The organism is Pseudomonas sp. B21_DOA (assembly GCA_030544685.1).
In the GTDB taxonomy this organism is placed as follows: Bacteria; Pseudomonadota; Gammaproteobacteria; order Pseudomonadales; family Pseudomonadaceae; genus Aquipseudomonas; species Aquipseudomonas fluorescens_AO.
Genome location: CP086683.1, coordinates 1589320 through 1602889, shown reverse-complemented (window position 1 = coordinate 1602889; position 13570 = coordinate 1589320). Strand labels below are relative to the sequence as shown.

Annotated in this window: 5 protein-coding genes and 4 pseudogenes; 4 read left to right on the top strand and 5 right to left on the bottom strand. The window is 61.6% G+C overall.

The annotated features are described in order from the left end of the window. The first annotated feature begins 94 nt into the window (after positions 1-94). Positions 95-1317: pseudogene (gene pncB, locus LJU32_07370) on the top strand (nicotinate phosphoribosyltransferase). Between the two features lie 4 nt (positions 1318-1321). Next, positions 1322-2148 (top strand): annotated as a pseudogene (nadE, locus tag LJU32_07365) (ammonia-dependent NAD(+) synthetase). A 116-nt stretch (positions 2149-2264) separates the two neighbouring features. Here nadE and azu read toward each other — a convergent pair. After that, complete coding sequence (azu, locus tag LJU32_07360) at positions 2265-2708, bottom strand: azurin (GenBank protein ID WKV90070.1); 444 nt, start codon at positions 2706-2708, stop codon at positions 2265-2267. 342 nt (positions 2709-3050) lie between these two features. Between azu and LJU32_07355 the strand changes: the two genes are divergently transcribed. Together LJU32_07355 and LJU32_07350 are read left to right on the top strand one after the other, a co-directional pair. Then, positions 3051-3638 carry a TIGR00730 family Rossman fold protein gene (locus LJU32_07355; protein WKV90069.1) on the top strand — a complete coding sequence of 196 codons (588 nt, stop codon included), beginning with the start codon at positions 3051-3053 and terminating at the stop codon, positions 3636-3638. Between the two features lie 67 nt (positions 3639-3705). After that, positions 3706-3894: a hypothetical protein gene (locus LJU32_07350; protein WKV90068.1), complete on the top strand. Its 189-nt coding sequence runs from the start codon at positions 3706-3708 to the stop codon at positions 3892-3894. 208 nt (positions 3895-4102) lie between these two features. On the opposite strand, the pseudogene LJU32_07345 reads toward LJU32_07350, so the two are convergent. From LJU32_07345 to LJU32_07330, 4 genes and pseudogenes are all read right to left on the bottom strand, one after another. Continuing rightward, a pseudogene (locus tag LJU32_07345) lies at positions 4103-4992 on the bottom strand (transglutaminase family protein). Beyond that, a pseudogene (locus LJU32_07340) lies at positions 4992-7476 on the bottom strand (circularly permuted type 2 ATP-grasp protein). The pseudogenes LJU32_07345 and LJU32_07340 overlap by 1 nt, the downstream one beginning before the upstream one ends. A gap of 88 nt (positions 7477-7564) precedes the next feature. Further along, on the bottom strand, positions 7565-10840 hold the full coding sequence (locus LJU32_07335; protein WKV90067.1) for a transglutaminase family protein: 3276 nt from the start codon (positions 10838-10840) through the stop codon (positions 7565-7567). A gap of 339 nt (positions 10841-11179) precedes the next feature. Continuing rightward, complete coding sequence (locus LJU32_07330) at positions 11180-13483, bottom strand: YgiQ family radical SAM protein (protein ID WKV90066.1); 2304 nt, start codon at positions 13481-13483, stop codon at positions 11180-11182. Positions 13484-13570: the final 87 nt, after the last annotated feature.

The following is a 13570-nucleotide window of genomic DNA, read 5'->3' as shown; positions in this document are numbered from 1 at the left end:
TCTGAAAAAATGCTGGCAATCCCCACCGCCGATATGCGCCACTAGCGCCATCGATATAGACCGCGCCAGGCGCGGCGCAACTGGAGACCCGTTTATGAGCGAGAGTGTGTTTGCCGATCGCATCGTGCAGAACCTGCTCGACACCGACTTCTACAAGCTGACGATGATGCAGGCGGTGCTGCACAACTACCCCAACGTCGAAGTCGAATGGGAGTTCCGTTGCCGCAACGCCGAGGATCTGCGTCCGTATCTGGCCGAGATTCGTCATCAGATCGAGCGTCTGGCCGAGCTGAGCCTGAGTGCCGATCAGTTGAGTTTTCTCGAGCGTATCAGCTTTCTGAAACCGGATTTTCTGCGCTTCCTCGGCCTGTTCCGCTTCAACCTGCGCTACCTGCACACCGGCATCGAGAACGGAGAACTGTTCATCCGCCTGCGCGGGCCATGGCTGCACGTGATCCTCTACGAAGTGCCGCTGCTGGCGATCGTCAGCGAAGTGCGCAATCGCTATCGCTACCGGGAGACTTCGCTGGAGCAGGCACGCGAACAGCTGTATCGCAAGTTCGACTGGCTGACCGCCAATGCCTCGGCCGATGAGCTGTCGCAACTGCAGGTCGCCGATTTCGGCACGCGCCGGCGCTTTTCCTTTGGCGTCCAGGCCGAAGTGGTCAACGTGCTCAAGCATGACTTCCCCGGGCGTTTCGTCGGTACCAGCAACGTACATCTGTCCCGCGAGCTGGACATGAAACCGCTTGGCACCATGGCCCACGAGTGGATCATGGCCCATCAGCAACTCGGCCCGCGCCTGATCGACAGCCAGATCGCCGCGCTCGATTGCTGGGTTCGCGAGTACCGTGGCCTGCTCGGCATTGCCCTCACCGATTGCATCACCACCGATGCGTTTCTTGGCGATTTCGATCTGTTCTTCGCCAAGCTCTTCGACGGTCTGCGCCATGACTCCGGGGATCCGGTGGCGTGGGGGAAAAGTGCATCGCGCACTACCACGAGCTTGGCATCGACCCGATGAGCAAGACCCTGGTGTTCTCCGACAGTCTGACCCTGCCGAAATCGTTGGAGATTTTCCGCGCGCTGCACGGTCGCATCAATGTGAGCTTCGGCATCGGTACCAACCTCACCTGCGATATCCCGGGTGTCGAACCGATGAGCATCGTGCTTAAAATGACCGCCTGCAACGGCCAGCCGGTGGCGAAGATCTCCGACGAGCCTGGCAAGACCCACTGCAAAGATCCGAATTTCGTCGCCTATTTGCGACATGTGTTTCAGGTTCCTGCCGAATCCAGTCTATCTAGCAAGGAGTGAATTCATGCAAGCCGTACAGCGTGAGATTGCTGAGCAGCTCAAGGTGCAACCACCGTTCGCCGACGACCAGGCCCTGCAGGCCGAAGTCGCCCGGCGCCTGACGTTCATTCAGGATTGTCTGGTCAATTCCGGGCTCAAGACCCTGGTGCTGGGCATCAGCGGCGGCGTCGATTCACTGACCGCCGGCCTCCTGGCCCAGCGCGCGGTACGTGAACTGCGCGAAAAAACCGGCGACGACCGCTACAAATTCATCGCCGTGCGCCTGCCCTACGAAACCCAGTTCGACGAGCACGACGCCAAGGCCTCGCTCGACTGCATCGCCCCTGACGAAATCCACACCGTGAACATCGGCCCGGCGGTCAAGGCGCTGGCAGCTCAGGTGTCGGCGTTCGAAGGCAAACCGGCGGCGTCGGTGGACTTCGTGCTGGGCAATACCAAGGCGCGTATGCGCATGGTGGCGCAGTACACGATTGCCGGGGTGGCGGGCGGTCTGGTGATTGGCACTGACCACGCGGCGGAAGCGGTGATGGGTTTCTTCACCAAATTTGGCGATGGCGCCTGCGACCTCGCCCGCTCAGCGGTCTGGTGAAAAACCAAGTGCGCGCCATTGCCCGCAGCTTCGGCGCGCCGGAGTCGCTGGTCGAAAAAGTGCCGACGGCTGACCTCGAAGACCTGTCACCGGGCAAACCGGACGAAGCAGCGCATGGCGTGACCTATGCCGAGATCGATGCGTTTCTGCACGGGGAAACGGTGCGTGACGAGGCGGCGAAGATCATTGTCGATACGTACAACAAGACTCATCACAAGCGGGTCATGCCGTTTGCGCCTTGATTTTTCAAAGGCATGAAAAAGCCCGCGGAGGAGTGATCCTCAGCGGGCTTTTTCTTTGGCCATCAGTGAAGCGGATGGCCTCTTCGCGAGCAGGCTCGCTCCCACATTGGCCCTGATTACTTGACGACGATGGTGCCTTTCATCATCGAGATGTGGCCAGGGAACGAGCAGAAGAAGCCGTAGCCACCGTCAGCTACCTTGGCCACATCGAAGGTCACCGAGTCGGTTTCCTTGGCGCCGATGATCTTGGTGTGGGCGATGATGCGGGCGTCGCCGTCCTTCAGGTAGTTCTTGTCGATACCGGCCGCCAGGCCGTCGGTAGCGATTGGCTGCATGTCAGCTTCTTTGCTGATCACCAGGTTATGGCCCATGACGGTCTTCGGCAGGCTGCCGGAGTGGGTCAGTTCGACGGTGAAGGTCTTGCAGCTCTTGTCGATCACGATTTCCTTGGTGTTGAAGGACATCTGATCGGTGGAATCAACGGTGGTTTTGCACTCGGCAGCCATCAATTGGCTGCTGGCCAGCGCCAGCAGGGATACCGCAACAACTTTGGAAAACATGGTGAATCTCCAAGGCAGGGTTAACAAAAACACTAGTGGTGGAAAGACTGCCTGAAATCTTCGCAAGTTCCTATGACTTGTGTCAAAAATTGTATACAACTTTCAGGCTATGACACTCATCGACACAATCTAACGGCCATTTCATTCGGCCAGCCCTATGATCGGCCCACCTACTGAAACGGAGTGCCTGTCATGTTCTTCAACGGCTTGTTGTGCAGCTTGCTCGCCGCCTACGCCTGTGGCGCCAGCGGTACTTTTGAATCACCCGAACGCGAAGTCTAGTCCTTGGAGCACGGCGCGCCAGCCGTTACCCTGTGCGCCTGATCGACCCAGGAGTAACGCATGTCGCTGAAATCCGTTTGTGTGTTTTGCGGTGCCAACGCCGGTACCGTACCGGCCTATACCGAAGCCGCCGTCGCCCTTGGCCGGGCACTGGCCGAGCGTAATCTGACGCTGGTCTACGGCGGTGGCGCCGTCGGCTTGATGGGCATTGTTGCTGATGCCGCGCTGGCCGCTGGCGGCGAAGTGATCGGCATCATCCCGCAAAGCCTGATGGACAAGGAGATCGGCCACAAAAGCCTCACGCGCCTGGAAGTGGTCGACGGCATGCATGCGCGCAAGGCGCGGATGGCCGAACTCAGCGATGCTTTCATCGCCCTGCCCGGCGGCCTCGGCACGCTGGAAGAGCTGTTCGAAGTCTGGACCTGGGGCCAGCTCGGTTACCACGGCAAGCCGTTGGGGCTGCTGGAAGTGAATGGTTTCTACAGCAAACTCACGGCTTTTCTCGATCATATCGTCGGCGAAGGCTTCGTTCGCGCGCCACACCGTGACATGCTGCAAGTGAGCGAATCGCCAGATTCCCTGCTCGACGCCCTCGATCAGTGGCAGCCGACCGTCACGCCCAAGTGGGTCGACCAAAAACCCGGTTAACCCCGGACACCGATACAGGGCAGAATACGCGCCGCTCAACCTCACCTTCGACCCCAGAGGATCGCCCATGGCCAAACCCAATTACTCCTTCGCCAAACGTCAACGAGACCTGGCAAAGGAACAGAAGAAAGAGGAAAAGCTTCAGCGCAAGAAGCAAACCGCTGAAGAAGCGGCACTGAACCCTGACGGTGAAGTGGCGACCGATGATGATGTTGATGCATCCGATGCACCGAAAGATCAGGCGCCCGACGCCTGAGCCCCACCGGGTTTGATGATCGAATCAGACCCTGCGGATTTGTGACGGGGCTGGCAGTTTTGCTGCCGGCCCTCACAGCCCTGCGTTCCCTGACACACCAAAATCCCTGTGGGAGCGAGCCTGCTCGCGAAAGCGGTGTATCTGTTACAAATCTATTGGCTGACCTGACGCTTTCGCGAGCAGGCTCGCTCCCACATTTGAAAACTCATCAATTCTGCGGCATCACCGTAACCCGCACTTCCGGGTCGTGATTACCGCCACCGAGAATCACCCCCGCAGCGGCGACACATCGGAAAAATCCCGTCCCCACGCCAGCGTGATGTGTTCCAGCGCCGGCTGCACATTGTTGGTTGGATCGAAATCCACCCAGCCCGATACCGGACAGAATACCGATACCCACGCATGCGAGGCGTCGGCGCCGATCAGGCGTGGCTGCCCCGGCGGCGGCTGAGTGAGCAGGTAGCCGCTGACATAACGCGCCGCCAGACCGCGCGAGCGTACACAGGCCAGCATCAGATGAGCGAAGTCCTGACACACGCCGCGCCGACGCTCCAGCACTTCCACCAGCGGCGTCGCCACCTGGGTGGCTTCGGCATCGAAGGTGAATTCGCTGAAGATCTTCTGCATCAGCGCCTGCACCCCGAGCAACAACGGTCGCCCTGGCGGAAAACAGCTTTGCGAGAACTCGACGAAGCTGCGCTTCAAATGCACATAGGGTGACTGGAACCGGTAACGACAGGCTTCGAGCAAGTCGGCGGACAGCGGCTGACTGCTGTAAGTCAGCGCATCGCGGGTCTGCTCCCACGCGGGCGACTGATTGAAATCCAGCGCCAGCCGCGCCAGCACCTCGACCGTCAGCCGGGCGTTGACCTGCAATTGGTCATGGGGCCGTTCAAATGCCAGACGCGTCAACGGGTTGCCGAATACGTCCAGTTCATCACGGCGCATGGTCGGCTCGGGGCTGATCAGCAACTGCTGCTCGGTGCAGCGCTGCCAGCTGCATTCGCGCGGCCACAGGTGCGCCAGTTGCTGCGCGAGGGAGACCGGGCTGTCGTAGTGATAACAGGTGTCGTGAAAGATCTGATATTGAGCGCTCATCACACGGACACCGTACGCTGACTAACATCATCGACATGGGCGAAATGGCGCAGGGCCAGACGATCCGATACCTGGCCGCTGGCCTCGGCGATGTCCTGCAACAGATCGGCCAGACCATCCAGCGCGGCACGTACGCTGGATTTGCCGAACAAAGGATTTTCCAGACAACCGAGATCAAACCGCGACAGGCGTTCGACCAGTTGCGGCAGCGCGGTTTCCGAGGCGCGGCGAAATCGTCGTTCAGGCGTTTCAGCGTGCGGGTGACCAGTTTCAGCTGAAATAACACCGCGTGGGGGTTCTGCTCATCCAGCAGCAGCAAATCCAGCACCGGAATCAATTGCGCCACCGCCAGATAGCGCGAGCGATAGGTGATGCTGCTGTTACCCAACTCCAGCAACCACTCAAGCCCCGCCTGATCGAACGCACCCGCGCCGCGCAGAAACGCCGCCAGACTGCTGCTGAGAAATTGCAGGCGTTCGATGCGCCGGCCGATCATCAGAAAGCGCCAGCCTTCGTCACGGGTCATGTCATCCAGCGCAAACCCCGACAGCGCTGCCAGCGACATCACCAGACGGTTGAGGAAATCCAGCAGTTCGCCGAAGTCCGGTTCATCGACTTCCAGCTCCAGCGCCTCGCGCTGCAATTCGACCAGCGCCTGCCAGTTTTCCCGGGACAGCTTGCCGCGCACTTGCGACGCAGCCCACTGCAAGCGCTGCAAGTTGGAACGCAGGCTGAACGACCAGTCCTCGCCCAGCAGCGCAGCGAGCAGGCGCTCCGGCAGTTCGCCCTCATCCGGCAACAGCGCCAGCCGCTCGCCAAGATCGACCGCTGCTTGCAGCGCCTGCGGATCATCGCCATCGACGTAACGCGTGAGCATGATGCGCAGCAGCCGCGCGCTGTCGTCACAGCGCTCGCAGTAGCGGCCGAACCAGAACAGATTTTCCACCACCCGCGACGGCAGATATGGATCGCGCCGCACCAGATCGTGCACGCCGACATTGCGCTGCGCCTTCCACTGCTCGCCACTCGGCGCACGGTCGCTGAGCACCCAGGTGTCCTTGCTCGCCCCGCCGCGCTGCATCGACACCACCTCGGCATCGGCGTCGGCCGCCACTCGGGTCAGACCACCCGGCAACACGCGGTAGCCGTCGTGGCTGGCTACCGCATACATGCGCATGCCGATCGCGCGGGGTTGCAGATGACCGTCTTCGGCTTGCCACACCGGCGCCTGCGACAGTTGCGCGAGTTCTTGCGCGACGTAGGCATAAGGCCGCGCCTGCATGCGTTGCGCCAGTTCCAGGCGCTGGCTTTCACTCAAATCACGGCCGAAAACAGGCGCGAAACTCTGCGACGGGAACGCCGGTTTGATCAACAGCTCCGGGAGTTTTTCCAGCGCTTGTGCCAGCACCGGCGCTTCACCGCACCACCAGGTGGCGATCGACGGCAGGATCAGTTCTTCGCCGAACAGGAATTGATTGATCTTCGGCAGAAACCCCAGCAGCCCCGGCGATTCCAGCACGCCGCTGCCGAGCGCATTGGCGACCAGTACCCGCCCCTGACGCACCGCCTCCAGCAGACCGGGGACGCCAAGCGCCGAGTCGGTCCGCAGTTCCAGCGGGTCGCAGAAATCATCGTCGAGGCGGCGCATGATCGCGTGCACCCGGCGCAGACCGCTGAGGGTTTTCAGGTACACCGTGGCATTGCGCACAGTCAGATCGCCGCCCTCGACCAGCGGATAACCGAGCTGGCGCGCCAGATACAGGTGCTCGAAATAACTTTCATTGAACCGCCCTGGCGTCAGCAGCACCACCAGCGGTGCGTCATCGCCCTGCGGTGCCTGACGGGCCAAAGTTTCCTGCAAGGTGCGGAAGAAACCGGCCAGATGCTGAACCTTCAGATCGCGGTACAAGTCGGGAAAGGCGCGGGAGACGATGGTGCGGTTTTCCAGCGCATAGCCGGCCCCGGACGGCGCCTGGGTGCGATCGGCAGTGACCCACCAGCGACCATCCGGCGTGCGCGCCAGATCCACGGCATACAAGTGCAAAAAGCTGACTCGGGCGGGGCAATGCCCTGACAGGGCCAGAGAAAATTGTTGTGCCCGAATACCAGCTCGGCGGGCAGCAGGCCTTCGCTGATCAACCGCTGCGGACCGTACAGATCCGCCAGCACTGCATTGAGCAAGCGCGCACGCTGAGCGATGCCGGCGGACAATTGCTGCCATTCGTCAGCCGCGATCACATGGGGTAGCAGATCCAGTTCCCAAGGCCGATCAGCGCCCTTGGGATCGGCATAGACGTTGTACGTGACGCCGTTTTCCTGAATCTGCCGCGCCAGCAAGGCCTGACGCTGCACCAGTTGCGCCGGGCTGCTGCGCTGCAACTGATCGAACAGGCGCTGCCAATGCGAGCGCACCGCGCCGCTGCCGTCGAGCAGTTCGTGATAGGTGCCCGCAGTCAGCGGGTAGCGGTCTAACAGGTCAGGCATGGAAAGCTCGGCAGACAGCAGGGAACGGTCAGACTAACGCAGGCACATGACACGCGGATATACGAAAAATCCGCGTGTTGCGTAGGCTCTAGTAACGGCGCAGGTCGATGGTCATCGGTAGCTCGTCATTGATTTCTACTTTGGGTACGGGAAGTTTCCCCGGCGTGTGTCCGAGGCGGAAAAACCGCGCCATCCGCCGACTTTCCGCTTCGTTGGCATTGACCGGCAAGGTCTCGTAATTGCGCCCACCGGGATGGGCGACGTGGTACTGGCAACCACCCAGCGAACGCCCCATCCAGGTATCGAGCAGGTCGAACACCAACGGCGCGTGCACCGGTATGGTCGGATGCAAGCAGTTGGCTGGTTGCCAGGCCCGAAAGCGCACGCCGGCGACAAACTCGCCCACGCGCCCGGTCGGGTGCAACGGCACCGCGACGCCATTGCAAGTCAGCAGATAGCGCTGTGGCGGCAAGCCGTTGAGCTTGACCTGCAAGCGCTCCAGCGATGAATCGACGTAGCGCACCGTGCCGCCCGCCGAGCCCTCCTCGCCCAGCACGTGCCAGGGTTCGAGCGCCTGACGCAGCTCCAGCTCGATGCCATTGACGGCGTAGTCGCCGACCTTGGGAAAACGAAACTCCAGATGCGCCGCGAACCACTCCGCACGCAACGGATAGCCGGCGTTGTTGAGTTCGACGATGACGTCGGCGAAATCCTCTTCGATAAAGTGCGGCAGCAAAAAGCGATCGTGCAGCTCGGTGCCCCAGCGTGCCAGTTTCGCGGGCGCATAAGGCTCGCGCCAAAAGCGCGCGACCAGCGCCCGCAGCAACAACTGCTGAGCCAGACTCATGCGCGCATGCGGCGGCATCTCGAACGCGCGCAGTTCCAGCAAGCCGAGACGCCCGGTGGCGCCGTCCGGTGAATACAGTTTGTCGATGCAGAATTCGGCGCGATGGGTATTGCCGGTGACATCGATCAGCAAATTGCGCAGCAGGCGATCGACCAGCCACGGTGCACATTCCTCGCCCGGTTCCGGCATCTGCGCGAAAGCGATTTCCAGTTCATACAAGGCATCGTTACGCGCCTCGTCGACCCGTGGCGCCTGGGACGTCGGGCCAATGAACAGCCCGGAAAACAGGTACGACAGCGAAGGATGGTTATGCCAGTAGCTGATCAGACTGCGCAGCAGATCCGGCCGCCGCAGAAACGGTGAGTCCGCCGGTGTCGCGCCGCCAAGGACGAAATGGTTGCCGCCGCCGGTGCCGGTGTGGCGCCCGTCGATCATGAACTTCTCGGTGGTCAGGCGGGTTTGCCGCGCCTGCTCGTAGAGAAACTCGGTGCGCTCGACCAACTCGTCCCAGGTCGCCGATGGCTGCACGTTGACCTCGATCACGCCCGGGTCCGGAGTGACACGGAAATTGCTCAGGCGCGGATCACTCGGCGGTTCATAGCCTTCCAGCAGTATCGGGCAATGCAGTTCTTCGGCGGTGGCCTCAATGGCCGAGACCAGTTCCAGATAATCCTCGACCCGCTCCAGCGGCGGCATGAACAGATACAGCCGCCCTTCGCGGGCCTCGGCGCAGAATGCTGTGCGGGTCAGCCAGTCAGCGGACTCATCGATTTTCGGCACCCGCTCATCCAGCGCAGCCGGTTCGCCGTGCACACCGAGCTGCGCGGCATCCGGCAGTTCAGCGAAGTCCTGATTCGGATCGTTGGGATGGATGAACGGATATTCCGCCGCTTTCACCCACGGCTGCGACGCCAGCGGCAAGCGATAACCCAGCGGCGAATCCCCGGGCACCAAGCGACAGTGCTCATCGCGCAGATACCAACGCCCGCTCTGCCATTGATCGCCCTTGGCCGTGCGCGCCAGCGGCAGCACCTGGCCGATCACCTTGTTCAGGCCCTGACTGAAGACCTTGCGCAATCGCGCGCGCTCCAATGGCTCCTCCAGACGCGAATCTTCGGCGCAGACGTTGCCGGGCAACGCGCCCTCGCGCCAGAGGTAATAGAGATGATCCTCGTAAGCCGGGAAGACGAAGCGTGCCGGCAACTTCAGGCGCTCGGCGACGCTGGCGAGAAAGCGTCCGGCCAGTTCGCCGGCGGCGCCATAGTCCTGCTGCTCGTCGGCGATCAACGCGTCGTTGTGCCAGATCGGCTGACCGTCGCGGCGCCAGTAACAATTGAGCGACCAGCGCGGCAACTGCTCGCCGGGATACCACTTGCCCTGACCGAAATGCACCAGCCCCTGCGGCGCGTATTGCTTGCGCATGCGTTGGAACAGTTCGGCGGACAGCCGACGCTTGTCCGGCCCCAGCGCGGCAGTGTTCCATTCGGCGCCGTCCGGGTCGTCAATGGAGACGAAGGTCGGTTCGCCGCCCATGGTCAGGCGCACATCGCCTTCAAGCAGGTCGGCATCGATCTGCCGCCCCAGTGCCTGGATCGCCCGCCACTGTTCATCGGTGTAGGGCTTGGTGACTCGTGGCGCTTCCCAGATTCGCTCGACCGACATTTCGTGGCTGAACTGTGTCTCGCAAGGTTCGACCAGACCACTGATCGGTGCCGCCGAGGACGGATCGGGACTGCACGCCAACGGAATATGCCCTTCCCCGGCGAACAACCCGGACGTCGCATCAAGGCCAATCCAGCCGGCACCCGGCAAATACACCTCGCACCAGGCGTGCAGGTCGGTGAAGTCGACTTCGGTGCCCGACGGGCCGTCGAGGCTTTTCACGTCGGCGGTCAGTTGAATCAGGTAGCCGGAAACAAACCGCGCCGCCAGACCGAGATTACGCAACAGCTGCACCAGCAACCATGCCGAATCACGGCAGGAACCGGAGGCGTGTTGCAGTGTGTGCTCCGGAGTCTGCACGCCGGGCTCCATGCGGATCAGGTAGCCGATGTCTTCACTGAGGCGCTGATTGAGCGCCACCAGAAAATCCACCGCCGGCAGCGGCGTGCGGTCGATGCTGTCCAGGTAAGCCTTGAACGTTGGCGTCAGCGGCAGGGTTTCGAGGTATGGCGCCAGCTCCTTGCGCTCATCGGCGGCGTAGCTGAACGGGATTCGCTCGGCGTACGGTTCGAGAAAGAAATCAAACGGATTGAACACCGCCATTTCCGCGACCAGATCGACTTCGATGCGCAGCTCTGCGGTTTTTTCCGGGAACACCAGACGTGCCAGGTAATTGCCCTGGGGGTCTTGCTGCCAGTTGATGAAATGCTGCTCGGGCGAGACTTTCAGCGCATAGGAAAGAATTCGCGTGCGGCTGTGGGGCGCCGGGCGCAGGCGGACGATCTGCGGGCCGAGTTCGACAGCGCGGTCGTAGCGATAATGCGTGACGTGATGCAATGCGACATGAATCGACACGGCGTGCCTCCTGCGAGCCTTGGGCGTATGGGAAAGCGCGCAAGACTTATGCCATGCACAGGCTTGCGCGCTTTCGCGAAATGCTCAAGGCAGTACAGCACCAAAACCGGGCGATGCGAGGAAATGCTTGGACTCAGTTGCACGCAAATGTTGCGAACGCTGATTCTTGCGGTGTTTGATCGGACGCTTCCGCGAGCAGGCTCGCTCCCACATGTGCAATGCGTTCCCCTGTGGGAGCGAGCCTGCTCGCGAGAGGCCAGCGGCAACAACTCATTTCCCGAGGCCTGAAATGCAAAACGCCAACCCGAAGGTTGGCGTTCTGTTCAGCTCAAGCAGTATCTAGCGCGGCACGACCGGCTTGCGTGTCGGCTTCGGCCCTTTGCCTTTGGCCGCATCCTTGCGTTCCTTGGCCGCCTGCTGGTTGCGGGCGAACGCCGCAGCCTTGGCCTGTTCACGCTTGTCCCACGGATTACCGCCATCACTGGCACGCGGCGGCAGACCGGTGTGCTGGGTGAGGATCTTGGTGGTCTTCTCTTTGGCGACCTTGTGGCTGCCGGCCGGCGTCGAGTTCTTGCGACGGGCGCTCTGGTAGCTGTCGGTGGCCGGCTGATGCGCCGGAATCAGTTGATCCTTGCCCGGGCCGATCAGATCGGCGCGGCCCATGCGGATCAGCGCTTCACGCAGCATCGGCCAGCCTTTCGGGTCGTGATAACGCAAGAACGCCTTGTGCAGACGACGCTGATCTTCGCTCTTGACGATGGTCACGCCGTCGCTCTTGTAGGTGACCTTGCGCAGCGGGTTCTTGCCCGAGTGGTACATCGCCGTAGCGGTGGCCATCGGCGACGGGTAGAACGCCTGCACCTGGTCGGCGCGGAAGCCATTGCCCTTGAGCCACAGAGCGAGGTTCATCATGTCTTCGTCGGTGGTGCCCGGGTGGGCGGCGATGAAGTACGGAATCAGGTACTGCTCCTTGCCCGCTTCCTTGGTGTACTTCTCGAACATGCGCTTGAACTTGTCATAGCTGCCGATGCCCGGTTTCATCATCTGGTTGAGCGGACCTTCCTCGGTGTGCTCCGGGGCGATCTTCAGGTAACCGCCGACGTGGTGGGTCACCAGCTCCTTGACGTACTCCGGCGACTCGACGGCGAGGTCGTAGCGCAGGCCGGAAGCGATCAGAATCTTCTTCACACCCGGCAGGGCACGGGCGCTGCGATACAGCTGAATCAGCGACGAGTGGTCGGTGTTCAGGTTCGGGCAGATACCGGGGAACACGCACGACGGCTTGCGGCAGGCGGATTCGATTTCCGGGCTCTTGCAGGCGATGCGGTACATGTTCGCAGTCGGGCCGCCGAGGTCGGAAATGACGCCGGTGAAACCCGGCACCTTGTCGCGGATCTCTTCGATTTCGCGAATGATCGACTCTTCGGAACGGTTCTGGATGATCCGCCCTTCGTGCTCGGTGATCGAGCAGAAGGTGCAGCCACCAAAGCAGCCACGCATGATGTTCACCGAGAAACGGATCATGTCGTACGCCGGGATCTTCTCCTTGCCGTACGCCGGGTGCGGCACACGAGCGTAAGGCATGCCGAACACGTAGTCCATTTCTTCAGTGGTCATCGGAATCGGCGGCGGGTTGAACCAGACATCGAGCTCGCCATGCTTCTGCACCAGCGCACGGGCGTTGCCCGGGTTGGTTTCCAGGTGCAACACGCGGTTGGCGTGGGCGTACAAAACCGGGTCGTTACGCACCTTCTCCATCGACGGCAGGCGGATCACGGTCTTGTCGCGGGTCATGCGCGGGCTGGCCAGAATCTGCACGACCTTGGCTTCCTGCGGATCTTCGACCGGGCCTTTTTCCTGCTCGATGGCGCAGGCCTGGGTGTCCTGGGTATTCACGTACGGGTTGATGATCTTGTCGACCTTGCCCGGACGGTCGATGCGCGTGGAGTCGACTTCGTACCAGCCCTGCGGCGTGTCGCGACGGATGAACGCGGTGCCGCGCACATCGGTGATGTCTTCGATCTTGTGGCCCCACGACAGGCGCTGGGCGACTTCGACAATTGCGCGCTCGGCGTTGCCGTACAGCAGAATGTCGGCGCTGGCGTCGATCAGGATCGAGTTGCGCACGCGATCCTGCCAATAGTCGTAGTGGGCGATGCGGCGCAGCGAAGCTTCGATGCCGCCGAGCACGATCGGCACGTGCTTGTAGGCTTCCTTGCAGCGCTGGCTGTAGACCAGGCTGGCGCGATCCGGACGCTTGCCGGCCATGCCGCCGGGGGTGTAGGCGTCATCGGAACGGATTTTCTTGTCCGCGGTGTAGCGGTTGATCATCGAGTCCATGTTGCCCGCCGCGACGCCGAAGAACAGGTTCGGCTCGCCGAGCTTCATGAAGTCGTCTTTGGACTGCCAGTTCGGCTGCGCGATGATCCCGACGCGGAAGCCTTGCGACTCCAGCAGCCGGCCGATGATCGCCATGCCGAACGACGGATGATCGACGTAGGCATCACCGGTAACAATGATGATGTCGCACGAATCCCAGCCGAGCTGATCCATCTCCTCCCTGCTCATCGGCAGGAATGGCGCTGGCCCGAAACATTCGGCCCAATATTTTGGATAGTCAAATAACGGCTTGGCTGCTTGCATGTCGACGACCGGTGTTGAAGTGAAAAATCGCGGGCGCGGAATATAGCACAAATTTTGACCAATTCCGACGACGGTGGTCGGTTTCTC